Origin of the sequence: Vibrio pectenicida (assembly GCA_024347015.1) — a bacterium.
In the GTDB taxonomy this organism is placed as follows: domain Bacteria; phylum Pseudomonadota; class Gammaproteobacteria; order Enterobacterales; family Vibrionaceae; genus Vibrio; species Vibrio pectenicida.
This window is the reverse complement of the sequence record AP024889.1, coordinates 2,037,229-2,064,169: the sequence shown is the minus strand read 5'-3', so window position 1 is coordinate 2,064,169 and position 26,941 is coordinate 2,037,229. Positions and strand designations below refer to the sequence as shown.

At 41.5% G+C, this 26,941-nt stretch carries 20 protein-coding genes and 1 pseudogene; 11 read left to right on the top strand and 10 right to left on the bottom strand.

All coding sequences use genetic code 11. The annotated features are described in order from the left end of the window. The first annotated feature begins 426 nt into the window (after positions 1-426). Together OCV27_RS09545 and OCV27_RS09540 are read left to right on the top strand one after the other, a co-directional pair. A complete protein-coding gene (locus tag OCV27_RS09545; protein WP_125321163.1) occupies positions 427-1,716 on the top strand; it encodes an NAD(P)/FAD-dependent oxidoreductase in 1,290 nt (429 codons plus the stop codon). 115 nt (positions 1,717-1,831) lie between these two features. Then, a pseudogene (locus OCV27_RS09540) lies at positions 1,832-1,957 on the top strand (IS3 family transposase); the annotation flags it as partial. 257 nt (positions 1,958-2,214) lie between these two features. Here the strand turns inward: OCV27_RS09540 and OCV27_RS09535 are convergent. Beyond that, positions 2,215-3,411 carry an endonuclease/exonuclease/phosphatase family protein gene (locus tag OCV27_RS09535; RefSeq protein WP_125321165.1) on the bottom strand — a complete coding sequence of 399 codons (1,197 nt, stop codon included), beginning with the start codon at positions 3,409-3,411 and terminating at the stop codon, positions 2,215-2,217. A 357-nt stretch (positions 3,412-3,768) separates the two neighbouring features. Continuing rightward, positions 3,769-4,389: a dioxygenase family protein gene (locus tag OCV27_RS09530; RefSeq protein ID WP_125321167.1), complete on the bottom strand. Its 621-nt coding sequence runs from the start codon at positions 4,387-4,389 to the stop codon at positions 3,769-3,771. Positions 4,390-4,889: 500 nt separating this feature from the next. On the opposite strand from OCV27_RS09530, the gene OCV27_RS09525 reads away from it, so the two are divergent. Continuing rightward, positions 4,890-6,037, top strand: a protein-coding gene (locus OCV27_RS09525; protein WP_337969050.1) for an IS3 family transposase whose coding sequence is annotated in 2 segments (ribosomal slippage) — positions 4,890-5,166 and positions 5,166-6,037 — 1,149 coding nt in all. Because the reading frame shifts where the segments join, the coding sequence is not laid out codon by codon here. 221 nt (positions 6,038-6,258) lie between these two features. Here the strand turns inward: OCV27_RS09525 and OCV27_RS09520 are convergent. Genes OCV27_RS09520 through OCV27_RS09505 form a run of 4 tightly spaced genes read right to left on the bottom strand, consistent with a single transcriptional unit; the run spans position 6,259 to position 11,725 of the window. Then, the gene (locus OCV27_RS09520; RefSeq protein ID WP_125320205.1) at positions 6,259-6,804 is read right to left on the bottom strand and encodes a GNAT family N-acetyltransferase; all 546 of its coding nucleotides are present in this window, start codon (positions 6,802-6,804) and stop codon (positions 6,259-6,261) included. A gap of 59 nt (positions 6,805-6,863) precedes the next feature. Further along, a complete protein-coding gene (locus tag OCV27_RS09515) occupies positions 6,864-7,634 on the bottom strand; it encodes a peptidoglycan binding protein CsiV (RefSeq protein WP_125320204.1) in 771 nt (256 codons plus the stop codon). A 52-nt stretch (positions 7,635-7,686) separates the two neighbouring features. Further along, the gene (mfd, locus tag OCV27_RS09510) at positions 7,687-11,148 is read right to left on the bottom strand and encodes a transcription-repair coupling factor (protein ID WP_125320203.1); all 3,462 of its coding nucleotides are present in this window, start codon (positions 11,146-11,148) and stop codon (positions 7,687-7,689) included. Between the two features lie 7 nt (positions 11,149-11,155). Continuing rightward, positions 11,156-11,725: a PilZ domain-containing protein gene (locus OCV27_RS09505; protein WP_125320202.1), complete on the bottom strand. Its 570-nt coding sequence runs from the start codon at positions 11,723-11,725 to the stop codon at positions 11,156-11,158. A 165-nt stretch (positions 11,726-11,890) separates the two neighbouring features. Between OCV27_RS09505 and lolC the strand changes: the two genes are divergently transcribed. Genes lolC through lolE form a run of 3 tightly spaced genes read left to right on the top strand, consistent with a single transcriptional unit; the run spans position 11,891 to position 15,024 of the window. Then, the gene (gene lolC / locus OCV27_RS09500) at positions 11,891-13,099 is read left to right on the top strand and encodes a lipoprotein-releasing ABC transporter permease subunit LolC (protein WP_125320201.1); all 1,209 of its coding nucleotides are present in this window, start codon (positions 11,891-11,893) and stop codon (positions 13,097-13,099) included. Beyond that, the gene (gene lolD, locus OCV27_RS09495; RefSeq protein WP_125320200.1) at positions 13,092-13,778 is read left to right on the top strand and encodes a lipoprotein-releasing ABC transporter ATP-binding protein LolD; all 687 of its coding nucleotides are present in this window, start codon (positions 13,092-13,094) and stop codon (positions 13,776-13,778) included. The genes lolC and lolD overlap by 8 nt, the downstream gene beginning before the upstream one ends. 1 nt (position 13,779) lies before the next feature. Beyond that, positions 13,780-15,024: a lipoprotein-releasing ABC transporter permease subunit LolE gene (lolE, locus tag OCV27_RS09490; protein ID WP_125320199.1), complete on the top strand. Its 1,245-nt coding sequence runs from the start codon at positions 13,780-13,782 to the stop codon at positions 15,022-15,024. 75 nt (positions 15,025-15,099) lie between these two features. Here lolE and OCV27_RS09485 read toward each other — a convergent pair whose 3' ends face one another. Continuing rightward, positions 15,100-15,645: a DUF2062 domain-containing protein gene (locus tag OCV27_RS09485; RefSeq protein WP_125320198.1), complete on the bottom strand. Its 546-nt coding sequence runs from the start codon at positions 15,643-15,645 to the stop codon at positions 15,100-15,102. A gap of 146 nt (positions 15,646-15,791) precedes the next feature. On the opposite strand from OCV27_RS09485, the gene OCV27_RS09480 reads away from it, so the two are divergent. Genes OCV27_RS09480 through kdsB form a run of 5 tightly spaced genes read left to right on the top strand, consistent with a single transcriptional unit; the run spans position 15,792 to position 21,593 of the window. Continuing rightward, positions 15,792-17,891 (top strand): DNA internalization-related competence protein ComEC/Rec2, encoded by a 2,100-nt coding sequence (locus OCV27_RS09480; RefSeq protein WP_245986677.1) that lies wholly within the window; start codon positions 15,792-15,794, stop codon positions 17,889-17,891. A 30-nt stretch (positions 17,892-17,921) separates the two neighbouring features. Next, a complete protein-coding gene (msbA, locus tag OCV27_RS09475) occupies positions 17,922-19,670 on the top strand; it encodes a lipid A ABC transporter ATP-binding protein/permease MsbA (RefSeq protein ID WP_125320196.1) in 1,749 nt (582 codons plus the stop codon). A 3-nt stretch (positions 19,671-19,673) separates the two neighbouring features. Beyond that, positions 19,674-20,681, top strand: coding sequence for a tetraacyldisaccharide 4'-kinase (lpxK, locus tag OCV27_RS09470; RefSeq protein WP_125320195.1), 1,008 nt, complete (start codon positions 19,674-19,676; stop codon positions 20,679-20,681). Beyond that, complete coding sequence (locus OCV27_RS09465; protein WP_125320194.1) at positions 20,662-20,841, top strand: Trm112 family protein; 180 nt, start codon at positions 20,662-20,664, stop codon at positions 20,839-20,841. The genes lpxK and OCV27_RS09465 overlap by 20 nt, the downstream gene beginning before the upstream one ends. Further along, positions 20,841-21,593: a 3-deoxy-manno-octulosonate cytidylyltransferase gene (gene kdsB, locus OCV27_RS09460; protein ID WP_125320193.1), complete on the top strand. Its 753-nt coding sequence runs from the start codon at positions 20,841-20,843 to the stop codon at positions 21,591-21,593. Before OCV27_RS09465 ends, kdsB begins: the two co-directional genes overlap by 1 nt. 195 nt (positions 21,594-21,788) lie before the next feature. Here kdsB and OCV27_RS09455 read toward each other — a convergent pair whose 3' ends face one another. From OCV27_RS09455 to OCV27_RS09445, 3 genes are all read right to left on the bottom strand, one after another. After that, positions 21,789-23,327, bottom strand: coding sequence for a SpoVR family protein (locus tag OCV27_RS09455; protein ID WP_125320192.1), 1,539 nt, complete (start codon positions 23,325-23,327; stop codon positions 21,789-21,791). A gap of 10 nt (positions 23,328-23,337) precedes the next feature. Next, positions 23,338-24,606, bottom strand: coding sequence for a YeaH/YhbH family protein (locus OCV27_RS09450; protein ID WP_125320191.1), 1,269 nt, complete (start codon positions 24,604-24,606; stop codon positions 23,338-23,340). Positions 24,607-24,740: 134 nt separating this feature from the next. Further along, positions 24,741-26,675 (bottom strand): PrkA family serine protein kinase, encoded by a 1,935-nt coding sequence (locus OCV27_RS09445; RefSeq protein WP_125320190.1) that lies wholly within the window; start codon positions 26,673-26,675, stop codon positions 24,741-24,743. Positions 26,676-26,941 lie beyond the last annotated feature (266 nt).

Here is a 26,941-nt window from a genome sequence, read left to right as displayed (position 1 = left end):
AAGACACGTTATTGTGATTGTTCAAGGTATATAAATGCGTATTGAGCTGACGTTCATCCCCATAAGCAAAGGTATCCGTTATGCTTTCGTTTGTTTATCTAACAACTTTCGGCACCTTAAGACAATCTTTAGTTGCGCGGCATATCCTGCTCTATATAATGATATTTATCATAAGATTTTTGATAAATATCAAAAAATACAGAGCGAGTCAGAAACTTGCCCAAGTAACATCTGAGTGTCGATAAATAGGCGATAAACAGCGGCATTCTTGAAATAACGTGCCTTACTTAATGAACAAAACCTCTAAAGGCCCTTATTGCCATTAGACTCAGCGTAGGTTGAGCAGGCTGGCCAGAAATTATGCAAATTTTATCGAGGCGAGAGATCGACTCGACACCTATTTTATTTTTCTAGAGGATAGTTGCTGTGACTCGAATTATCGTAGTGGGCGGCGGTGCAGGCGGTTTAGAGCTTGTTACCAAACTTGGTCGGACGTTAGGCCGTAAAGGGCGTGCAAACGTGACATTGGTAGATCGTAAAGCCAGTCATTTATGGAAGCCTTTGTTGCATGAGGTGGCTACAGGTTCACTTGATGAAGGTGTCGATGCGCTAAGTTATCGAGCGCATGCCAAGAATCATCATTTTGACTTTCAAATGGGTAGCCTTAAAGATATTGATCGAACTCGTAAGATAATCACTTTAGGCGAGCTCAGAGATGAGCACGGTGAGCTTTTAATGCCTGGTCGAGAGTTAGAGTACGACATTCTTATAATGGCGTTAGGGTCTACCTCCAATGACTTTAATACACCTGGTGTGCGAGAGCATTGCATTTTCCTTGATAGTACCGATCAAGCTTCAAAATTTAGAACTGAAATGAACAACGAATTCCTTAAGCTACATGCTAAGCATGGTCATGGTACGGTGGATATTGCGATTGTTGGGGCTGGGGCCACGGGAGTTGAGTTGTCGGCTGAGCTTCACAACGCGGTTAAAGAGCTTCGCACATACGGCTTTGGTGATCTGGATTCTTCTAAGTTAAACGTTAGCTTGATTGAAGCTGGTGAGCGTATCTTACCCGCTTTACCAACTAGAATATCTTCGGCAGCGCATAATGAATTGACGAAGCTTGGAGTAAGTGTTCGTACGAAGACTATGGTTACGGAAGCCTATTCAGGTGGGCTTGTTACTAAAGATGGTGAAAAAATCCCTGCGCAGATCATGGTATGGGCTGCTGGGATTAAAGCGCCAGATTTTGTCAAAAATATTGCAGGCCTTGAAACAAACCGTATTAACCAGCTGGTCGTGAAAGATACTCTGCAAACGACTCATGATGATGATATTTTTGTTATTGGCGATCTAGCTCAGTGCACGCAAGCTGATGGTTCATTCGTACCACCTAGAGCCCAAGCTGCTCATCAGATGTCTAGCCGAGCTTTTTCAAACATTGTCGCAAAACTGAACGGAAGAGAATTAAAGCCTTATATATATAAAGATAAAGGTTCTTTGGTGTCTCTTAGCAAATTCTCTACCGTTGGGAGTTTAATGGGCAATTTGACCAAAGGCTCAATGATGATAGAAGGGCGTATAGCACGAGTGGTGTATATTTCTCTATATCGCTTGCACCAAATGGCGCTACATGGAGTATTCAAAACCGCTTTAATCATACTTATGGGCAGAATTAACCGAGTTCTACGCCCAAATTTAAAGCTTCACTAATAATCGGCTGCTGATACGCGAACATACTAGTATTGCAGTTAAAGACTTAATAGCGGTATACCTTTGGTATGCCGCTGTAGAATGGCTATAGAAATTTACAGAGACGTATCAATCAGTAACGGATTACCTGGTTGGCTATTATAACCAGCATCGTCTACACCAATACAATGGTGGATTAACACCAAATGAGTCAGAACGACAGCTCTGGTTCCCTTATAAAAATGTTGCTAGTTTTACTTGATCACTACGGCTGAGGCATCAGGAGCAATCTCTCAATATATTGTAGGTTATTACAATCGGTATCGGCCTCATCAGCACAACAATGGTCAATGCCCGATCATGAAAGAAAAGCAGTGCAGGGAAACTTATAACGAGGTGGCCAAAAAGTATGGACCACTACAATCGCTCATTGATGAAGAGCGCTACACCGAATGAGCGTTGCCTCGTATAAATCACCCACAAATTGCTGCAAAAATCATCTCGAAAGGTCAACAGACCCTAATTGATGTATTCAATGATCCAAGCGCCTTGGTTCACTGGTGTACCGGGACGCCACGTAAACACTCTGCGTCGATCTCTATCGAAAGGTTGGAAATCAGCAGCGTACAAGTATTCATTTTGATGGGTGTTTAAAATACGTACCTCACCATAGGCTATGTTTTCAATTTTCCATTGACCTTGAACGGGTGCATGACCTGGTCGCCATGTGAATACACGTCTTCTGTCTTGATCATAAGGTGCGAAGTCAGCGGCATAGAGGTATTCCTGTTGATGAATGTTAAATAGGCGGACCGTTCCATTCCCGATATCTTCTAACCGCCATTCTCCAGTTGTGACAGGTGTGCCCAGAATCCAGGTAAATACACGGCGACGATCGTCATCAAAAGGTGAAAAATCGGCTGCGTATAGATATTCCCCTTGCTGCTTATTGAAAATACGAACTTTAGGTCCTATTGCATTGGGAATATTTATGGTTGTATCTAATGTTGCCCATACTGCTTTGTGATCAGAAATAGGCTCTCCTGAATCATAGTTACCTTGATCTAAAACCTGAATCGAAGAACAGACGTAATCAACCCATTCATTCTTACACTCTAAAGATGGAAGTTCCTGTTCGGCATGATGGCGATACACATTAAAATCACCTGCAAGAATCACGTTTCTTGCACTCGATAAGTCCGAAGTATTGAGCCTGCTTTTCACCCAAGTAGCAAACTTGCGCATTCCGGTTCGCTCCCATTGGCTGCCATTCTTATGAAAATTAAACGTATTGTGATAGTGGAACAAATTTAAAGTGTTGCCGTCCCCGATATTAAGGACGACATGCTGAGCATTGCGTTCCCATTTATCCACTGCTGGATCCGTTTGGATCAGTTCACTGTAGGTCGACTTAAAAGGGACTTGAGACAAAACCATGATGCTGGCTGTTTTAACGTTAAAGGATGATGCCGTTGTTGAATTGGTTGTTGTATATACATAAGGGTAATCAGAGTATTGGTCACGAGTCTTCTGAATGTCATTGACCTCTTGTAGAACAACTACCTCCTCTCCACTTAAGAATTTTTTGAAGTCTGGAATTTTCTCTGTTCTCCCGTTCATATTGAATGACGCCACACGTAAATCAGCGTATGTTGAAGCGCTAAAAAAGAACAGTAATGTAAATAATAAATACCAAAAATTATTTGTATTTTTCATAGAAAATCTAAGCTCCACAATTAAAATAAATTGAATAGGCTTTCCAAGATGGATATATTCCAGTTTTATTCTATTTACATCAAAGAGGACTGGGAAAGCTAATATAACTTGGATTGCCCAATTCGATACTAGAGGTTAGAAGTAACTGAAAGAATAGATTTTTACTTAAAATAGATTATTGTTGATATAATTATTAATAGTAGATATTGGTTCAGGTAATTTCTGAGGAAATGAATTTAAATGGATGGTTGATTATTTTATTTCTATGATTTACGTGCCGGATAGGGTTAATTGTAATAAAAATTATTATACCCAAGTATCTCGAGACCACTTGGGTATAGAACCGTATTTCACCTATCACACTACGACATCAACGCAAGTTTCAACACTGTCGTTGTTTTGGTTAAATACCATAGAAACGCTATCGGCTTCTTGTTTCGACATACGGCGATAAAGACCATCAGACTTATTGCGATCATCACCAGAAATATAGAATTGTGTTGTCAGTAACTCGCGTTTCTGATCGAATACTTTTACATGAATATGGGGTGTTCTTCCTGGGTATACCGTGGGTTTTATGGTTCGGAAATGGTAGTTCCCGTCGGCATCGGTAATGTCGTGCCCAAATCCTTGAAATCCTGTATCGTACTTTACATCTCTATCATCACCGTTATGTAAGTACTTGCCATTCACATCACATTGCCATATTTCGATTCTGTGCCCCGCCAGTGGCTGCCCATCTTTCGACAGTATTTTTCCACTCAGATGAATGATCTCACCGCCAGCTTCTTTTATTGCGTTCGACACTTTGACCAAGTCGTTATCGATGTCTGGGAATCGCATGGATGATGGAGGGTAAAACGGTCCCTCTGTGGCACTGGGGGTAAACATTGCAGATACAGCACTTCGTGAATACATAGGCAGCGCAGCTAATGCTACGAGCCCTTTAACTATGCATCTTCGGCTTACAGATTTCATGATAGGGCATTTTCCTTACTTCAATACCAAAACTTATTTGGGTAGTTATAAAACGAATGGGTATACAACAAGAAGTGTAGTTGAGATCAAACACAAGACATCACGTGCACCATTACAGAAATCTGACATTGAAGATGAGAAAATAGTTCAGTAAAAAAGATTGAAGAAACGAATATTATGTAATTCTGCTATTCTAAATAACGAATATCCAATTTAATTATTGAAATTTTTCTAAATAAATAAAAACGAGTCGATAACTTGAAAAGTTTGACGAAATGATATGTTTCGCAAGGAGATTTATTAAAAAATAGAGATTCAAGATATTGCCTCCTGTCATTGAGTTGCATATTTAGGATTTGTCGCATTATTTGTCTTGTTGCACTGAAATACTATTTCAAAGTTGAATAATTAATAAGCACTCTAGTGCCTATGCAAGTTGATCTGCTTTAATCCAACAGGACACTTTAATAAAGGAATATAATCCTACTATTGAGGTGACTATGACAAAACGAAAAAACAGAAGTTATACCGATGAATTTCGGCGAGAAGCGGTGGCGTTGATCACTGAACAAGGCTACAGCGTTTCAAGGGCGGCTGTATCTTTGGGTGTCACAGACAAGCTTCTTTACAACTGGAAAGCGAAATTTGAAGCTGAGAAATCCGGTTCAACGCTCTCTTCTGATGAACGAGCAGAGTTAATGCGGCTACGCAAGGAAAACAAAGAGTTAAGGATGGAAAAGGACATCCTAAAAAAGGCCAGCGCCCTGTTGCTAAAGGAAACCAAGTAGCCTTTGAGACTATTAAACAACTGACTTCTGATTATCCTGTTACTCGTTTATGTAACAGCCTGAATGTGAGTCGCTCAGCCTATTATGTGTGGTTGAAAAGGCCACCTCAGCGAATAACACAAGAGCAGTTACATCTATATCGTAGAGCAAAGGTGATATTCAAAGAAAGTCGACGTAGCTTGGGTTATCGAGAGCTGCGAAAACGGTTATGCAATGAGGGCTTTAAAGTCAGTGACTATGGCACACAAAAGCTGATGAACCAACTGGGCCTTGTCGTCACACAACGTATGGCGTACAAAGTGACCACAAAACGCAAGCATAGTGATACGGTCGCCGATAATTTGCTTAACCAAAACTTTAATCCAGTGGCACCAAACCAAGTCTGGGCTGGCGATGTGACGTATTTAAAGACGGGCGAAGGTTGGATGTATCTAGCCATTATTATGGACTTATATTCACGGCGCATTGTGGGGTGGCACCTTGATAAACGCATGACCACGAACTTGGTGAGTAAAGCGATGATGAAAGCCTATAACCTACGCCAACCACGTAAAGGCTTGGTGTTTCACTCAGACAGAGGGTCGCAATATACCAGTAAACGATATCGTAATTTACTGGCTAACTATGGAATAAGAGCCAGCATGGGTGATGTTGGAGCGTGTTGGGATAATGCGGTAGTTGAACGGTTCTTTGGTAGTCTGAAGCATGACTGGTTACTAAAAGTACCGCAACCAACGCGAGAGAACATGAAAAATGATGTATCAGCTTATATGCGATATTACAATTTAGATCGGCTACATACGTCTAACGGCGATATGTCACCGATCGATTATGAAAAGTCCTTTAGAAAAGTGTCCTGAAAAAGTTGCGCAGAACAGTATGGTAGAACGAGGGAATGTGGACATTAGACTCACCTAACCGGAGAAGAGCCATTTGGCTTATGCGAAGAATTCAATTTTGGACATCAGCTCTAACTCAGAAATATGTCCATTTTCTATTTACATACCTATAAAAACTGGACGCCTCTAGAGTTGTTCTGGGCTTTAAGTACTTGAAGGGCATCAAATGGAGTAGAAAGAGTTTAAGACTCTGGTGGTAGGATGGAGTAAACCAAACCTTGTTTGGGCTCACCATTGTAAATATATCGGTTAGGTGAACTGACTTCAAATACTGCTCCACATGACTTGGCGAGCGCTTGACTTGGAATATTATCGGGGTCGCACACTACTTCGATACGAGTTACTTTCAAAATCGCAAAACAAAATTCAATCAATGCATTGACCGCTTCTTTTGCATAGCCTTGTTGTTGATAGTTATCGCCTAGCCAATAGCCAATACTAGCCATGTTGAAGGTATGGTATAGCTCATTTATCGCTACCATGCCGATTAAAGTATGCTCTTTACGTGTATAAAGACCGAACCCATATGCCTCAGATTTAATCCAGTTTAGGCGCGTTGCAAGAATAAACTTTTCTGCATCATCAAGAGAAAAGTCTTGATGACACCAGTCTATCCAACGATGTAAACCTGGAGACGTGATAACGCATTGAGCAAGCTGTTCGCCGTGTTCTTGAGGTATCAATTTTAAAACCAATCTAGGGGTAATAATCTGATAGTCTGGCTTCATAATGTACCTCAGTTTGACAAACAGCTCTTATAAGGAGCGACTTTAATTTTCAGTAATTATTATGGTACACGCCTTACTTGAATGATGATCCCGAGTAATGGGTGATCCAAAAAGTGGGTTTCAGTGCTGCGCATACGTCTTTTTTGGTCCATACGATAGCTCTTAAGAAATTGCTCTGTATGTACCTTTGGTGTTATGTCTTCCATTAGCCCAGCTTGTACTGTCTCTGTTTGCTCGGAATCACTGAGTTGAGTGAATATTAGAGGGGTATCTTCAAGCTTAACCTCATGAGTGCTAGGCGCTCTCATATCGAGTTGAACATCGGCATATAAATAATGTTCAACATAGATCTGTAATTTGCCATCTAATTCGTATAGCGGTCTGGAGATGCTTTCTTCGGTGACACCATCAATAATTTCTGTTCCTAAATTGGTTCCTTTAGGGCTACCATCAGAATTAAATTGCCCTGAGAAATTTCGCCCTGCTTTGATGCGAAAAGTTGGGGCAACGTAACGATTACCGTCACCTTGGCGCCAAGCCATATGTGAAAGAATTTTAAAACCAGCATGGCTTTTTAACTTCTGTACTTGTGGGTTTAGCTTGTAAGAAGAGCTAGGCAGCAAAGTGACACCTTTTCGGTTGCGATAATTAGTGTCATTGAGATAGCCAACTTTGTCCATCGATAGTTCAGGCAGGGAATCGGGCCAAGACTCAGCAGTCTGCTCTGGATTCAATGCGCGTTTAAAAATGATCACTTCTATATCGAATTGACGCTGGGCCCATGAAGGCATAGCAACAACGAGAAGTAGTAGTGGGATCAGTTTTTTCATTGCAACTCCGTAATAAGGTGAATTCACCTTGAATTAGTTAAGCCTGAGAATATCAGGCTTGTGGTAGAAGGTTATGGCGGAATTCTCCCAACATATCACCAACAAATTGAATCCTCTTGCGTCTATCCACTAATGGTACCGTAAACTTAAACTTAGTTGGGCCTTCCATAGCGAATTTTTGCGGTTGTGATTGCAGTAGTTTAACTAAATAGGTCGGGTTAATGTCAGCATCTGGATAGAACTCAATGAATCCACCTTTGTCATGAGCTTCTATTTTTTTCACTTTTAGGTTACCTGCTTCGAGCTTTACTTCAGAGACTGCGAGTAAATTCTTTGTTGCATCTGGCAGAAGACCAAAGCGGTCGATAAGTTCAATTTTTAAGTCTTCCAGCTCTACTTGGTCTGACACACTAGCAATTTGCTTGTACATGGATAGACGGGTATTGACGTCTGGTATGTAATCGTCAGGTAGCAGAGCCGGTAGGCGCATTTCGACTTCTGTTTGTTCACGAAGTAGCTCATCGAGAGAAGGTTCTTTACCCTCTTTGAGAGCTTCTACAGCCTGCTCGAGCATTTCCATATAAAGAGTAAAACCAACGGATTGAATTTGCCCACTTTGCTCATCACCAAGTAGTTCCCCAGCACCACGAATCTCTAGATCATGTGTTGCTAAAGTAAATCCAGCGCCTAAATCTTCGAGTGATGCTATAGCGTCTAAGCGTTTTATCGCATCTTTGGATATGGCTTTAGGTGGTGGAGTAAGTAGGTAGGCATATGCCTGGTGGTGAGAGCGCCCCACACGGCCACGTAGCTGATGTAACTGCGCAAGGCCTAGATTATCGGCTCTGTTCATTAGGATAGTATTGGCAGTAGGGACGTCAATACCGGTTTCAATAATGGTTGTACACACTAAAAGATTAAAACGCTGGTGATAGAAATCGTTCATGATCCTTTCAAGTTCACGCTCACGCATTTGTCCATGTGCAACGGTAACACGTGCCTCGGGAATCAATTTTTCCAGATCAGCGGCTACTTTTTCAATGGTGTCTACTTGATTGTGTAAAAAATAAACTTGTCCACCACGCATTATCTCACGCAGGGCTGCTTCTCTTATCACAGCGGTATCATACTGGCGAACGAAGGTCTTGATTGCTAAACGTCTAGCAGGAGGAGTGGCAATAATAGACAAATCACGCATTCCACTCATGGCCATATTTAAGGTACGAGGGATAGGTGTTGCCGTGAGAGTTAAAATGTCCACGTCTGCCCGCATCGCCTTCATTTTTTCTTTTTGACGAACACCGAAGCGGTGCTCTTCGTCAACAATAAGTAGCCCAAGATCGTTAAATTTGATGTCATCAGATAGGAGTTTATGAGTACCAACGACCAAATCTACTTTACCATTTTCAATATCTTTTAGTATTTGCTTTTGTTCTTTAGCTGTTTTAAATCGTGATAAGACTTCGACGCGAATTGGCAGGTTTGCAAAACGATCTCTGAAGTTCTCAAAGTGTTGCTGAGCAAGGAGTGTTGTTGGAACTAATACAGCCACTTGCTTTCCATTATCTGTTGAGACAAATGCAGCCCGCATGGCGACTTCTGTTTTACCAAAACCTACATCGCCACAGACTAGGCGGTCCATAGCCTTAGCTTGGCACATGTCAGACATGACCGCGTTGATTGCTGTGGATTGATCGTCAGTTTCTTCAAATGGGAAACCAGCTTTAAATGTTGCATATTGGTCGCGGTCTAAGGCGAATTTATAACCAGGTTTGAGTTCTCGTTTTGCGTATACATCCAGCAACTCGGCCGCGACATCACGTACTTTTTCCGCCGCTCTACGACGGGCTTTGATCCAGGCTTCGCCTCCTAACTTGTGCAGCGGTGCTGATTCTTCGGCGCCTCCTGAGTAACGACTGATTAAATTCAGTGATGCTACAGGCACGTAGAGCTTGGCTTCATTTTGATACTCTAAAGTAACATATTCGGTTTTTAGACCGCCCGCTTCGAGCGTTTGTAAACCAATATAGCGTCCGATGCCGTGGTCTATGTGGACAACAGGTTGACCTGATTTAAGCTCTGCAAGGTTACGAATTACCGCATCACTATTGGTTGTTTTGCGATCTTTACGGCGTCGTTGAATTACTCTATCGCCAAGCAGGTCACTTTCACATATGAATGCTAGTTGTTGGTCACCGTATAAAAAACCATGCTCAGCAGCGCCAAGCACTAAAGCGAATTTACTGTCTGCTTTAATTGCTGAAGAAAAGCTATCTAGCTCAACGGGTCGCAGCTTGATACGTTGCAACAGCTCCAATAGAGCTTCTCTTCGGCCTTCAGATTCGACTGAAAATACAATTTTTCCGGAAAATTTTTCACTGAATTGACGCAGTGCTGCCATTGGCTCTTTATTCTGATGTTGAGCTGAGAGATCAGGTAAAGGATGAATGGTTGGATTGACTCTGCCTTGTTTTTCAACGATCGCATCTGTTGATAAATGGATTTGAGGCAATGCTTTGAAGTGACTAAACAGCTCATCTTTTTTTAGCCAAAGTTCTTCAGGTGGCAATAGAGGTCGCAGTGGATCAATTTTTCGCTGCTCATAGCGAGATTCAGCATCTGAGAGAAAATGGTCAATGGCGTCTTCAAGGTTGCCGACAGTAATTAATTGGCTATCATCTGCTATATAGTCAAACAGTGTTTCTGAATGTTCAAAGAATAAAGGGTGCCAGTACTCGATTCCTGCGGGCCATATTCCCTTTGATACTTGAACATATATAGATTCTGGCTCTCTTCTTGTCTCAAATCTTTGGCGCCAGCGGATGCGAAAATCTTCAATTGCTCCTTCCGAAGTTGGGAATTCGTGCGCAGGAAGCAAACAAATTTCTTTAACATCTTCTATTGAACGTTGATTCTCTGGGTCAAAAGTTCGTATTGTGTCTATCTCATCATCGAAAAAGTCAATTCGAAACGGATCACTAGAGCCCATTGGGTAAAGGTCAATAATCGATCCTCTACTAGCATATTCACCCGGGCCAAAGACTTGTTCTACATGACGATAACCAGATTTTTCGAGTTGAATACGGAGTTTTTCAAGAGAATACAGGTCACCAATTTTCACCATCAGGCTATGTTGCAATAGGAAGTCTCTAGGGGACTGCCTTTGCAATAATGTGCTGACTGGAATTATGGTAATTCCATGCTTTTGAGTAGGTAGCTTGTATAAACGAGCAATACGATCGGAAATGATTTCTTGATGAGGGGAAAAACTGTCGTAAGGCAGCGTTTCCCAATCAGGAAATAGAGACACTTCTTGATCTGTAAATTGCTCTACTTCCTGTAAAAGCTTTAGAGCAGTTTGTGGGTCGGCGACGGCTAATAAAGTATGGCTGTCATGCTGGTTAGCGAGTTCAGCAACCGCAAGTGCTAGGCTGGCACCCTGCAAATTACCGACCTGTTTTTTATCTCCGGCTCCAGTTGAACTGGCCAGATTGAAGAGTAATGTAATAGGCATAATAAGATTATTTTTTGTCGCGATCCTTGGAGCGCTGACGGAGTAATTTTTGTTGTTGATAAAGTGCCGCTTTAATTAAGAGATCTTCATCCTGATCGCGTAGTAAATCATATTTTATAGTGATTAGGAAATCATCGCCATCTTGTTCACAGGTTTCTACATGTCCATAGCAGTAGACAGCTGTAGCAGGATGCTCAATAAACATTTTCACAAGAACTTTAGTTGCTATTTCAAGTGCACTTTCCGCGCTATAACAGAATTTACTCGCACCAAAAGAGTGAGTTTGATGGCGATACTGAGCTTCGTCTTGCTGTGAGAGCATAAAAGTCAATAATAAGTTGAGCTTAGAATTTTGTGCATCGAGTAGATCAATTACATGTTTGAAATCATTATTTTTCAGCTCAATTCGAGCTTGGTCATTTAGAATATCTAGATGACTGAATTCACTTGCGACCAGAAAAGGAGCTGGAATTTCTTTTTCGAACTGATCATAGCTTGGTAGAATCTGGCTTGTAGGCAAAGGCTCAACGTTAACGGACATGTTGTGATGAACGGTAAAATATTCTTGATCAGACATAGGCAAATTCCTTGAAACTATGTGTTGATTATCGCCATAAGCAGCAACTAATCAAGGTATGTCATTGTTTAGCACTTAAATTGACGTCATTTTGTCTATTAAAGGCTACAATCGGAGGTGATAAATCGTTACAGTAGCGTTTATCAAACGTTTTTGGTTATAACTATGTTCCATCCTGTATCTGCCTTCATTGGCTTTCGTTATTTACGAGGTCGCTCTGGTGATAGGTTCAGCCGTTTTGTTTCATATATGTCGACAGCTGGTATTACAATCGGTGTGATGTCCTTAGTCACGGTTCTTTCAGTGATGAACGGTTTTGAAGCACAGCTTAAAGGGCGAATTCTCGGTGTTTTACCTCAGGCTATAGTGTCTAAATCTGATGGACAAACTCCTTATACTTCGCCACCACCTGAATTTGCTAGCCAGTTGTCTACTGCAGCGAACCCTGAGCCTATCGTTCAGAGTGAAGCTGTCATTCAGAGTGCTGACAATCTATCGGCTGGTTTATTAATTGGTATTAAACCAACTGATCATGACCCGATAGAATCATTTTTAGTCTCTGGCAGACTTTCTTCTCTGCAGCCAAAGCAATATCAAGTATTTATCGGCCTTAATTTGGCCAGAGCAATGAAGGTATCACTTGGTGATAAAGTACGCCTTATGGTGACTAGTGCGAGCCAGTTTACACCGCTTGGGCGTATTCCCAGTCAGAGAATTTTTACTGTGGCAGGTATCTACAACACAGGTTCTGATGTTGATGCTCAATTGATGCTGACTCATATTGATGATGCCGCACGTTTGCTGAAATTACCAAGCGATAGGATAACTGGGTGGCGGCTATTTTTTGATGATCCTTTTGTTGTTAGTCAATTAGGGAAACAGCCATTACCAGAAGGATGGCGTTGGCAAGATTGGCGTGATCAACGCGGAGAATTGTTTCAGGCAGTTCGTATGGAAAAAAACATGATGGGTCTTATGCTTGGCCTCATCGTGGGGGTCGCTGCATTTAATATTATTTCTGCTCTGATTATGGTGGTTATGGAAAAACAGTCAGAAGTCGCCATTTTGAAAACTCAGGGGATGACAGATAGACAGTTACTTGCTGTTTTTATGGTCCAAGGCGCAAGCAGTGGAGTCATTGGTTCTTTGTTTGGTGGAACACTCGGTGTGTTGCTGGCAAGTAATCTTAATACTTTGCTTGACAGTGCAGGTGTTGCTTTGTTTTCTGTTGGTGGGCAGCTGCCAGTTTTAATTAACCCTGTCCAAATTGGTACTGTGATTGTTATGGCTATTCTACTTAGTTTGTTGGCAACACTTTTCCCTTCCTATCGTGCATCTTCTGTTAAACCTGCTGAGGCTTTGAGATATGAATAATCTCCTTCAATGTCATAATATTTGTAAAACATATCGTGAAGGTTCACATGATACTCAAGTACTCAAAGGAGTGAGTTTCGAGCTCCAAAGAGGTGAGCTGGTTTCTATTATGGGTTCTTCAGGATCTGGCAAGAGCACCTTACTCCATATTCTCGGTGCACTTGATGATGCAACACAAGGAGAGGTTAATATTCTTGGTCAAGAGATTGCGAAGTTAAGCTCGAATAAACAGGCTAAACTTCGCAATCAGCATCTTGGTTTTGTCTATCAATTTCACCACCTTTTGGCCGATTTCAGCGCATTAGAAAATGTGGCAATGCCACTGTTGATTGGCGGAGAAAAACCGGCCCAAGCAAAACAGTCTGCCAGAGCATTATTGGATAAAGTAGGGCTAACTCATCGGATTGAACATCGACCTTCTGAGCTTTCAGGAGGAGAACGCCAACGTGTTGCAATTGCACGAGCATTAGTGAATAACCCTTCTTTAGTTCTTGCCGATGAGCCAACAGGTAATTTGGATTACCAGACTGCCTTATCTATTTACGATTTAATGAGAGAGCTCAATCAACAATCCGGTACTGCTTTCTTAGTGGTTACCCATGATGGCGAACTGGCTACAAAAATGGACAAGAAGTTACATATGCAAGATGGCTTATTACTTGGTATTGAGGAGGCATAACTTGTTTTCTTCATTATCCTTGTTTATTGGCGGGCGTTTTAGCCGTGCTAAGCAACGCAACAAAATGGTGTCATTTATTTCCCTGTCTTCAACTATAGGAATTGCTGTCGGTGTTGCTGTGATCATTATTGGTCTGTCGGCAATGAATGGTTTTGAAAGAGAGTTGAAAGATCGCGTTCTATCTGTTGTTGCTCATGGAGAGTTCGAAGGTGTGCGTGGCCCAATATCGGAATGGGAATCGGTGATGAAGCAAGCCGAGAAGCATCCAAAAATCGAAGCAACGGCTCCTTATGTGGCCATTACAGCTTTAGCTGAAAAGGGTCAAAAAGTGAAAGCTCTAGAAGTTCGCGGAGTTGAGCCAAATATGGAAGAAAAAGTGTCTAATATCAACGACTATATTGATGGGCAGACATGGAAAGAGTTTGTTGCTGGTGAGCAACAAGTGATCCTTGGACAGGGGGTGGCAAAATTTTTAGCTGTGTCAGAAGGAGATTATATTACTTTGATGATCCCAACCTCTGGCTCAACAACTCAAGTACAAGCGCCAAAGCGAGTTCGAGTAAAAGTAACCGGACTGCTTAAGCTAAATGGCCAGATTGATCATACCCTTGCTTTAGTTCCGCTGAAAGATGCCCAAAAGTATGCGCAACTAGATAATGCTGTAACAGGTGTTTCGTTAAAAGTATCTGATGTGTTAAATGCAACACAAATTGTACGCGAGGCAGGGAACACTTTAAACGTTTATGTCTACCTGAGAAGTTGGCAGCAAGAATATGGTTTCCTGTATCGTGACATACAACTGGTGAGGACCATTATGTATTTAGTTATGGTTCTTGTGATAGGTGTTGCGAGTTTTAATATCGTCTCTACTTTGATGATGGCAGTGAAAGATCGTGCAGGTGAAATAGCCATCTTGAGAACAATGGGTGCTACTGATGGTCTGATTAAACGTATTTTTATCTGGCAAGGTGTTTTTTCTGGGGTACTAGGTAGTTTAATTGGCAGTATAATTGGTGTATTAGTGGCAGCTAATTTAACTTATTTGATAAATGTTCTGGAAAAAGCGATTGACCACCAATTTCTTTCTGGGGATATATATTTTGTTGATTTTCTTCCATCGCAAATTATTTGGACGGACATATTTCTCGTGTCTGGGACAGCGCTGATTTTGAGCCTACTCGCTACTTGGTATCCAGCTTCTCGTGCATCTAAACTTAATCCTGCTTCGGTATTGAGCTCAAAATAGAATATAGGACCTTTACGGTCCTATCATCTTCACACAACATATCAGTTGCAAAAACCCTACAACTCCATCGCAAGGTTAGGGTTTGCGCTTTCCTTTTTTAAGCAATCTACCTAATCTAATTTTTCGTTGTTGCCAACTTCTTACAACAGAATAACGCCAAAGTGCTTTAATACCAAAATATCCAGCCATGGCTGAAAAAATACCACAAATCATACAACCAAGTATAAATGGAGGACCAATGGTGCTCATTTGTTGCATGATAAAGTCCCAAGACAGTTCAAAATGAAAAGCTTGGGGAGGAGTATGCATGATCCAAGCACCAATTTTGTATGCGAAGTAAAACATTACAGGCATGGTAATAGGGTTGCTTACCCAGACAAGAGCCACAGACAGGGGTAAATTTACACCACATAAAATGGCTAAGCCAGCGGACATAATCATTTGACTTGGCAGGGGTACAAAAGCCATGAATAGCCCAACAGCAAATGCGCCAGATGCAGAACGGCGATTCAGGCACCAGAGATTAGGGTTATAGAGCACATTACCAAAGATTTTTAGTGCTTTCTGGCGCTTTATTACCTCGTGGTCGGGCATAAAACGTTTTATGAGTTTTCTTGGCATAGGGAAATATGACTCTCTCTTTAAATTACTGGACACTCATTTCGTTTTGCTTCCTTATTTCCAGCATCTCGTCATGGTGGTATATACCATCATGGAAATGGCTGTTTCCCTGTATCTTGATTCTGATATTCAGTATAAGGTTAAAATTGCTAAGATGGGGCTTAGGATCCGTGGTTGCATGCCTGATATTAGTAATACACAGCAACTTTTTACGCCATCAGCAAGGAATACTTTTCCAAGCTGGGCAGAATATTACCATAAATGCGGAGGTTGACAGCTTTTTTAAGCAAGTAAGTCATGGTTTTCAGGGTGAAGTGACAGTGACTTCCATTAATGGAAAACAAATTCTGGCACTATTTAGGCCACGTATCTGGTTAGTGTCTCCGACGCTTCTGACTCCTAATGATGAAATTAGAGCTCAAATAAAGGTAAAGCCGATCGTAGGGCTACTTAATGATGTGGGTTTTGATGCTGAAAAGTATGCGCTGCAAAAACGTATTGTCGGCCGAGCTCATTTGTTAGCCAATCGCAGTTATTGGGTTCGGGATGTGGCATCTTTGCGTTATGAATGGTTTAAAAAAATTGCGAGCTCGGTGGATGAATTACCCAGTAAAGGAATTATATTTGCCTTAACATTTGGCATGCGAGATGAGTTATTAAGAGAGGTAAAACAGAGGCTTAAGTCGAGTGGTTTGAGTCATATTATCGCTATATCAGGGCTGCATATTGGCATCGTTTTTTCTATTGGCTGGTTTATAGGTAAGGCTTTTTTTCGAGTTTTTCATAGTTGGGGTACTGCTCCGATACTGATTGCTGTTTTGCTGAGTGGTTGTTACGCTTGGTTAGCGGGATTTTCTATTCCAACTCAAAGAGCAATGTGGGCATGTTGTCTAATGTCCATATTACTGACTTCACTAAAAAGAATACCATCAAGTTATCAATGGTTAATAATTCTCTCTTGGTTGCTATTGATAGACCCTTTTTCCTCGGTATCAGCCAGTTTATGGCTAACAATGTGGGCAGTAGCCATTATTTTGCTATTTATGTCCCTGCAACCCTCCTATCGCTCATATTGGAAGAAGGCATTAGTACTTCAATTCTCATTGGTCGTTGGGATGATGCCCGCCATTGCAATGCTCTTCTATGGTGTGAGTTTAAGTAGCTTTCTATACAATATCCTATTCGTCTCATGGTTTAGTCTGGTTGTGGTGCCTTCGGCTTTACTGGCACTTTTGCTTGATCTTGGATTTGATATAACCTTTTTATGGATCTGGGTCGATTGGACAATACAACCTGTATTTTACGCAATTACTTTTGCAGAAAAAAGTTGGCTCTCATTAGCGAATCAGCAAGTAATGTGGTTATGCTCTTTGATAGCATTATGTGCTATAGCCCCCTTTTTTAGTTGGAGGGGAAAGGGTCTATTACTCACATGTTTATTGACGGTTTTAATTGATTGGAGATCTAGGCCTATTTGGCAAGCTTTTGTGCTTGATGTAGGTCATGGACTGGCGGTAGTCATTAAGCAAGGGCAAAGTGCCATCATCTATGACACAGGTATGGCTTGGCAGGAGAGTAGTATTGCAGAGCGGATTATAACCCCCTTTCTCCATTATCATGGTATTAAGGAAGTGGATATTTTAATTTTATCACATGCAGATAATGATCATGCTGGTGGAATGGAGACGATTATAGAAAGTTGGAACCCAAAAAATATAGTAAGCAGCCAGAAATCGATAAACGGGCGAAAGTGTATAGCTGGCAAGAAAATGGTTTGGGGGGTGCTTGACATAGAGTTTATATGGCCAAATCAGTCAGTATTTAGAGCCTATAACCCTCATTCGTGTGTAGTAAAAGTTATTCATCAAGATACAAGTAATACACTCCTTTTACCTGGAGATATTGACGCTGTAGTCGAATGGATGTTGGTTAGACATCCTAAGTTATTAAGTAGTGATATTTTAGTTGTACCTCACCATGGTAGTCGGACTTCTTCAATTAATCAGTTTATAAAAGTGGTTGGTCCAGATCTGGCAATTGCGTCAACGGCTAAAACAGGAAAATGGTCACTTCCAGACCAAAAAGTTGTTAAACGTTATGCTGAAGCTAACGTGGACTGGCTAGATACAGGGACGTCTGGTCAAATAAGTATCAGCTTTTATCGCTCGCACTGGAGTGTAGGTGTATTAAGGGAAGGGAAAGGGCAGTCTTGGTATAGGCAGATGCTACGTAAGGGAGTAGAATAAGCGTCATATTGTAAAAAAATAAGCTCTTCTATGTCTCTTAATCAAGATGAAACGACCTGGCAAACTTTTAAACGCCTGTGGACATACATTCGCCTATATAAAGCGGGGCTCTCTGTAGCTATTGTTGCTTTAGTTATTAATGCGGTAGCTGATACCTACATGGTGTCATTATTGAAGCCACTTCTTGATGAAGGTTTCGGTGATGCAGAGTCCAACTTTCTGCGTATTCTGCCTTTTATTATATTTGGAATGATGCTTCTGAGGGGAGTGAGTGGTTTTGTTTCTTCATATTGTTTGAGTTGGGTATCGGGCAATGTGGTGATGCTAATGCGCCGTGGGATTTTTAGACAATTCATGCACATGCCAGTCGCTTACTTTGATAAAGAATCTACCGGAGGTTTATTATCTCGCATTACGTATGATTCTGAGCAGGTTGCTGGTGCAACGAGTCGCGCCTTAGTAAGTATTGTCCGTGAGGGTGCAAGCATCATTGGCTTTCTGGTATTGATGTTTTGGTATAGCTGGCAGCTTTCTCTTGTACTATTTATTGTGGCTCCTATTGTTGCTTGGGGGATCGGTGTCGTGTCAAAGCGCTTTCGTAAAATCTCTAAGAATATGCAAGACACAATGGGGCACGTTACTGCATCAGCAGAGCAAATGCTTAAGGGGCACAAAGTTGTATTGAGCTACGGTGGTCAAGAAGTAGAACGCAAACGTTTTGATGCAGTGAGTAACCAGATGCGCCAGCAGTCAATGAAGCTTGTTGCTGCTCAGTCTATTGCCAATCCAGTTATTCAGACAATTGCATCTATTGCTTTAGTTGTCGTGCTTTTCCTAGCAAGCGTAGATTCCATTAAGGAGCAACTCACGCCGGGTACTTTTACTGTAGTATTTTCTGCCATGTTTGCTTTGATGAGACCACTTAAAGCATTGACTAACGTGACCTCCGAGTTTCAACGTGGTATGGCTGCTAGTCAGACTTTGTTTGAATTAATGGATCTAGACACAGAGAGAGATGAGGGTTCATATAATACCGCTAAAGCCAATGGAGAAGTTAGCGTTAAGGATGTTACTTTTACCTACCAAGGGAAAGATGCTCCCGCTCTGCGAAGTGTCAGCTTTGATATACCTCTTGGTAAAACGGTAGCACTTGTTGGCCGCTCTGGATCGGGCAAGAGTACTATTGCGAACCTGTTCACACGTTTTTATGATGTCGACTCCGGTAGCATTGAACTTGATGGCCATGATGTTCGTGATTACAAATTGACAAATCTGCGCAGTCACTTTGCTTTAGTATCGCAAAACGTATATTTATTCAACGATACTATAGCTAATAATATTGCCTATGCAGCAACTGAAGAATATAGCCGTGAGCAGATAGAAAAAGCAGCTCGCCTAGCATATGCAATGGATTTTATTGAAAGCATGGAGCAAGGTTTAGATACGGTGATTGGCGAAAATGGTGCTAGCCTATCTGGAGGTCAGCGTCAGCGTATTGCCATTGCTCGTGCCTTATTACGCGATGCTCCTGTATTGATTTTGGACGAGGCTACATCTGCCTTGGATACAGAATCGGAAAAGGCTATTCAATCAGCGTTGGATGAATTGCAAAAAAACAAAACGGTACTGGTCATCGCTCATCGACTATCGACAATTGAAAATGCAGATGAAATCTTAGTTGTAGATGAAGGCGAAATCATAGAACGTGGTCATCATTTGAGCCTATTGGAAAAAGATGGTGCTTATGCTCAGTTGCACAGAATTCAGTTTGGTGCTTAAACCATGATTGAAAAAGTCTGGTTTGAGAAATCTGTTCTTTTTTATATATTGTGGCCACTTTTGTGGCCGTTAAGTCACCTGTTTGGGATATTGAGCCGCCGGCGTCGTAAGGCTTTTTTGTCTGGGAAACGGCCAAGCTACCGTCCACCCGTCCCCGTTATTGTCGTGGGCAACATTACAGTTGGTGGAAATGGTAAAACTCCTGTTGTTATTTGGCTGATTGAGCAATTACAGGCACAAGGTTATAAACCCGGTGTTGTATCGCGTGGTTACGGAGCGAAGGCGCATAATTATCCGTTGATCGTTGAAGAGCAAACTTCAGCTAAGCATTGTGGTGATGAACCAAAGCTTATTTTCAAGCGAACTGGTGCTCCAGTCGTTGTATCGCCAAAGCGCAGCGATGCGGTAAAGGCGCTACTTCCTTTGGGTGTCGATATTGTTATTGCTGATGATGGTCTCCAGCATTATGCTTTAGAGAGAGATATAGAGCTGGTTGTAGTTGATGGCCAGCGCCGCTTTGGCAATGAGCATCTCATGCCTCTAGGGCCTCTGCGAGAGTCTACTTCCCGATTATCAGAGGTTAACTTTATTGTGACCAATGGTGGTGAATCCCAATCTGGCGAAATGGCGATGAATCTAACACCAAGTCTAGCGGTTAATTTAAAAAATAACCTAAAGGCACCTGTTAGCCAATTGGAATCACTTGTTGCGATTGCGGGGATAGGTCACCCACCTCGCTTTTTTGATACGCTTGAAAGCTTAGGTGCCCAGCCTGTATTAACCAAAGGATTTTCCGATCATCAAGACTTCGAACCTTCAGAATTACTCGCTTTAGCTGCTCAAGGGCAACACATTATTATGACGGAAAAAGATGCGGTAAAGTGCGGTCATTATGCTGAAGAAAATTGGTGGTATCTCCCCGTAACGGCTACATTCAGCCACCAAGATGAAACGCGTATTTTAAGTAAGATTAAAGAGGTTAAGGAACAGTATGGATCATCGCCTGCTTGAGATAGTTGCATGTCCAGTTTGTAAAGGAAAACTGACATTCGATAAAGATAAACAAGAATTGATTTGTAAGTTAGATCGCTTGGCTTACCCAATTAAAGAAGGTATCCCCGTATTATTAGAGCCTGAAGCGCGCAGTATGAGTATGGAAGAGGGAAGGTAATGGCTTTTACGGTTATCATTCCAGCTCGATATGAGTCAACACGTTTACCAGGCAAACCACTCGCCGACATCGCCGGAAAGCCCATGATACAGTGGGTTTACGAGCAATCGATTCAAGCTGGTGCTGATGAGGTTATCGTTGCGACCGATGATAAACGAGTAGAAAGTGCGGTTAAAGCTTTTGGGGGCAAAGCGTGTATGACCTCTTCTAAACATCAGTCAGGGACAGAGCGTTTAGCGGAAGTTGTTCAAACCATGGGAATCTCTGATGATCAAGTGATTGTGAATGTTCAGGGGGATGAGCCGTTAATCCCGCCAGTCACTATCGCTCAGGTCGCGAATAACCTCATGAATAATCAAGCGCCAATGGCTACTCTTGCGGCCGAAATCTCCCATCAAGATGAAGTTTTTAACACAAATGCAGTTAAAGTGGTCACGGATAGCAACGGCTATGCGTTATATTTTAGTCGTGCAACAATTCCTTGGGATCGTGATAACTTTGCAGGTAGTGAACAGCTTGTTGTGCAGCCTTTAATGAGACACATCGGTATTTATGCTTACCGAGCAGGGTTTATTAAAACTTATGTCAATTGGATGCCCACTGCCTTAGAGAAAATTGAAAGCTTGGAGCAGCTTCGAGTGCTCTGGTATGGTGAAAAAATTCACGTAGAGGTAGCTAAAAAAATACCTCCTGTAGGTGTTGATTCACAAGAAGATCTTGACGCCGTTAGACGTATTGTCAGCAGTATGTAGCTTCAAGAATACAGGCTATATTGCATTAGTAAGGCCTGTAATAAATAATTGATATTACTGCTCTCACATTCAGTATTTGACGGTGAATTAAAGCAAAATAAGGCTGGTGTCTATTGACTATGGATGTTAGTTAAAACCGAAAAATGGAGGTCACCATAAGTGAGCTCCATTTCAGATTAGATTTTGCTTCCAAGTTTAAATTTGACCGTCATAATCATTTCTCTTGGGGCAGGTCGTGAGGATCTCCCGTCGTCCTGATTCCTTAACTTCTTCGAGAATGATATCAAATCCCCAGAGACGGTATAAATGTTTCAAGACTTCTTCATAGCTGTCATCGAGAGGGATCCTGTCATGAGGTACATATTGAAGTGTGAGTGACCGGTCACCCCGCACATCAACGTTAAATACTTGTATATTAGGTTCTAGGCTACTTAGGTTGTACTGGGCAGCTAGCTTTTCCCTTATATCTCGATAGCCTAGATGATCGTGTATAGCAGAGACTTCAATGTGATTTTTTCGGTCGTCATCGGTGATAGCAAAAAGTTTAAATTCACGCATGAGCTTAGGTGACAAATACTGGCTAATAAAGCTTTCATCCTTGAAGTTTTTCATGGCGAAATGTACTGCTTCAAGCCAATCGGTATCGACAAGCTCTGGAAACCACTCTCTATCTTCATCCGTAGGTTCTTCACATATTCTGCGTATATCGCGAAACATAGCAAAGCCGAGAGCATATGGGTTAATGCCGTTAAAGTAGGGACTATTATAAGCCGGTTGTGCGACGACACTGGTATGGCTGTGAAGAAACTCTAGAATGAAGCGGTCGGTCACTAGGCCATCATCGTACAAATGATTGAGAATAGTGTAATGCCAGAATGTTGCCCAGCCTTCATTCATAACTTGAGTTTGTTTTTGTGGGTAAAAATATTGACTAATTTTACGCACAATACGAACAGTTTCACGTTGCCAAGATTCTAGAAGTGGAGCATGTTTTTCAATGAAATAGAGGATGTTTTCCTGTGGTTCAGAAGGAAAACGGACCTTGAGTTCCTCTTGTGCGACCTTACCTTTTGGTACTGTACGCCAGAGGTCATTAACTTGAGATTGAAGATAAGCCTCGCGTTCTTCCTGCCGCATTGTTTCTTCTGCAATAGAGATTTTTTCTGGTCGTTTATAGCGGTCGACTCCGAAATTCATCAAGGCATGACAAGAATCAAGCAATTCTTCAACTTCTTTTACGCCATATTTTTGCTCGCATTCAATGATATAGTTTTTGGCAAACAGAAGGTAATCAATAATAGAGCTTGCGTCTGTCCATGTTTGAAATAAATAGTTGCCTTTAAAGAAAGAGTTATGCCCATAACAAGCATGAGCCATGACCAAAGCTTGCATAGTGACGGTATTTTCTTCCATCAGATAAGCGATACAAGGGTCTGAATTAATGACTATCTCATAGGCTAACCCCATTTGCCCATGCTTGTAGCCCTGTTCTGTTTGGATGAATTTCTTTCCGAATGACCAATGATTATAATTGATTGGCATGCCGATACTAGAGTAGGCATCCATCATTTGTTCAGACGTGATAACCTCTATTTGATTAGGATAGGTATCTAACCGGTAGTGATCTGCTACGCGCTTGATTTCTACATGATAGCGTTCGAGTAAATCAAAGGTCCAATCTGGCCCATCTGGCAGAGTTTTTTTCTTGGTCACTTTTTTAGTTTTTGTTGCCATGTTAGCCTCCCTAAGCCGTTTCTTTTCTGAATAGCTCTCGGAATACAGGGAAAATATCCTCAACACTGCGAATATTTTTCATCGCGAAGTTGTCGAAAGCATCTTCCAATTTCTCATATTCATGCCACAGGGTTTGATGGGAACGACGAGTAATTTCTATATACGAATAATACTGGCAATTAGGCAGTAAATTTTTTGTAAGTAGCTCACGACAGCGTGGTGAGTCATCAGCCCAGTTGTCTCCATCCGATGCTTGAGCTGAATAAATGTTCCATTCTGCTATCGGATAGCGCTCCGCAACAATCTCTTTCATTAATTTCAATGCACTAGAAACAATGGTCCCCCCAGTTTCCTGTGAATAGAAAAACTCATGCTCATCGACTTCTTTCGCTTGGGTATGATGTCGAATAAACACGACTTCTACATTTTCATAAGTCCTTGTTAAAAAAAGATATAGCAAAACATAAAAACGTTTAGCAATATCTTTTGTTGCTTGGTCCATTGAGCCTGATACATCCATTAAGCAAAACATTACCGCTTGGCTAGAAGGTATGGGTCTGCGTTCGTAGTTTTTAAACCTTAGGTCAAAGGTATCGATAAAGGGGATGGAATCAATACGTTTGCGAAGCGCTTTAATTTCCTTTTTAAGCCGCTTTTCTTCAAGTAGTTGAGCAGGTTCACTCATTTTAACCTTATCCAGCTCTTCTTCGAGCTCTCGGATCATGCGTTTTTTACCCGCTGTCATAGCGGTTCTGCGTGCGAGAGATTGTTGCAATGATTTGACGATTGCGATGTTGGCTGGAACTCCTGCTGTTTGATAGCCAGATCTGTGAGTTTTCCACTCTGTGATCTTGTTGATTTGATTTTTTTCTAAGTTTGGCAGCTCAAGATCTTCAAATAAAATATCTAAGTATTCATCTTTTGAAATCTGAAATACAAACTCATCTTGACCTTCTCCATCTGGGCTAGCGTCACCTTCTCCAGAACCGCCTTGGCCTCCACCTTTAGGTCGCTCTATTTTATCCCCTGTAATGAATTGATCGTTACCTGGATGCACGCGTTCCTTAACCCCACCTTTCCCTTGATGAAAAATAGGTTCTTTAATATCCTTGTGAGGAATTGCAACGTCTTCGCCAGTTTCTGTATTAGTAATTGAACGGCGATTGACTGCGTCTGCAACGGATTCTTTGATTTTTTCTTTATGACGACGTAAAAATCGCTGGCGGTTTACCGCGCTTTTATTTTTGCCGTTCAGTCGTCGGTCAATAAATTGCGCCATGAGTCATCCCTCGTTTCATACATGCTTTACCCAAAACATGTTGTCGCTTCCAATACACAGCCAGATGTTTAAGTCTGGCTGCTACGCCATTGGTATATTCCTCTGTTAAGCTAAAAGGAATATTTTCTTAGCTATTATGATGATTTACGTACCCGTAAATACCATTCCGATAGTAAACGTACTTGTTTCTCGGTATAGCCTTTCTCCATCATACGAGCGACGAAATCGTCGTGTTTTTTCTGATCTTCAGAAGACGTCTTCGCATTAAAGGAGATAACAGGTAGTAACTCCTCTGTATTTGAGAACATCTTTTTCTCAATGACTGTGCGAAGTTTTTCGTAGCTCGTCCAAACAGGGTTCTGCCCACTGTTACCTGCACGTGCCCGAAGAACAAAATTGACAATCTCGTTACGAAAATCTTTGGGGTTGCTAATTCCAGCTGTCTTCTCGATCTTTTCTAGCTCGTTGTTAAGCGCTGAACGGTCGAATAGCTGACCGGTTTCCGGATCTCTGTACTCTTGGTCTTGAATCCAGAAATCAGCATAGGTCACGTATCTATCGAAGATGTTTTGCCCGTACTCTGAATAAGATTCTAGGTAGGCTGTTTGAATTTCTTTACCAATAAATTCAACGTAACGCGGTACTAAATAGCCTTTGAGAAACTCTAAATATTTTTCAGCCGTTTCTTGTGGGAACTGTTCACGTTCAATTTGCTGTTCAATAACGTAGAAGAGATGAACAGGGTTTGCAGCTACCTCAGTCTGGTCAAAGTTAAATACACGAGAAAGTATTTTAAATGCAAAACGTGTCGACAGGCCTGACATGCCCTCATCTACACCAGCAAAGTCTCTGTATTCTTGATAACTTTTCGCTTTTGGATCGGTATCTTTTAATGTCTCACCGTCATACACTCGCATTTTTGAAAAAACCGATGAGTTTTCGGGGTCTTTGAGCCTAGACAAGATACTGAATTGTGATAACAACTCTAGCGTGCTAGGGGAGCAAGGTGCTTTGGATAGTTCCGAGTGATCAAGCAGTTTTTGGTATATCTTGATTTCTTCTGATACTCGCAAACAATATGGGACTTTAACAATGTAAACGCGATCGAGGAAGGCTTCGTTGTTTTTGTTGTTACGAAATGTTTGCCACTCCGACTCGTTCGAGTGCGCTAGAATCATCCCATCAAATGGTAGAGCTGATAGCCCTTCCGTTCCATTATAATTACCTTCTTGAGTTGCAGTAAGGAGAGGGTGAAGCACTTTAATCGGTGCTTTAAACATCTCAACAAATTCCATAACCCCTTGGTTAGCACGGCATAGTGCACCTGAATAGCTGTAAGCGTCAGGGTCATCTTGTGAAAAATGTTCTAACTGACGAATATCAACTTTACCTACCAATGAAGAGATGTCTTGATTGTTTTCATCTCCAGGCTCGGTTTTAGCAATCGCAACTTGATCTAAAATAGATGGGCGTACTTTTACGACTTTGAATTTAGTGATATCACCACCAAACTCATGTAAACGTTTTACTGCCCAAGGAGACATGATAGAGCGAATGTAGCGCTTTTCTATGTCATATTCTCGCTTTAGAAGATCTCCGTCCTCTGCAACATCGAATAAGCAGAAAGGGTGATCATTAACTGGGCTTCTTTCACCATTCGCTGAGAGAACATAGATAGGAACTTGTTGCATTAATGCTTTGAGCTTTTCTGCTAACGAAGATTTACCGCCACCCACAGGGCCAAGCAAATAAATGATCTGTTTTCTTTCTTCAAGTCCCTGTGAGGCATGCTTTAGGTAGGATACAATTTGTTCTATCGCTTCCTCCATACCGTAAAAATCTTTAAACGTTTCATACTGAGATATCACCCGATTAGAAAAAATTCGGCTTAGGCAAGGATCTTGCGCAGTATCAATTAATTTTGGTTCTCCAATAGCCATCAGAAGACGCTCTGCGGCATTCGCATAAGCACTTTTATCATCTTTACAAAGCGCCAAGAATTCTTGTAAAGACAATTCTTCATCCTTGGCCGCCTCGTAGCGTGCTTGGTAATGGTCGAAAATACTCATAATGACTTCCCCTCTGAACCTGCCTTTATAGACAATCAACCCGCATAGAAAAAAACAAATCCCTTCATAGTAAAGGTTAGTCGATTTTTAGAATTTTACTTAAAAAATATGTATTTATTTGCAAATTGTGATGTTTGACCACTTGTCTCTGGATAGGTAGTTAATACCGATAAAAAGGTAGTATGTTGATCATGAATGGGTTAATAAATATATTAAATCTTGAAGGGTTACGTTGGGTCGAGGTAACTGGTTACTTAATAGCTTGA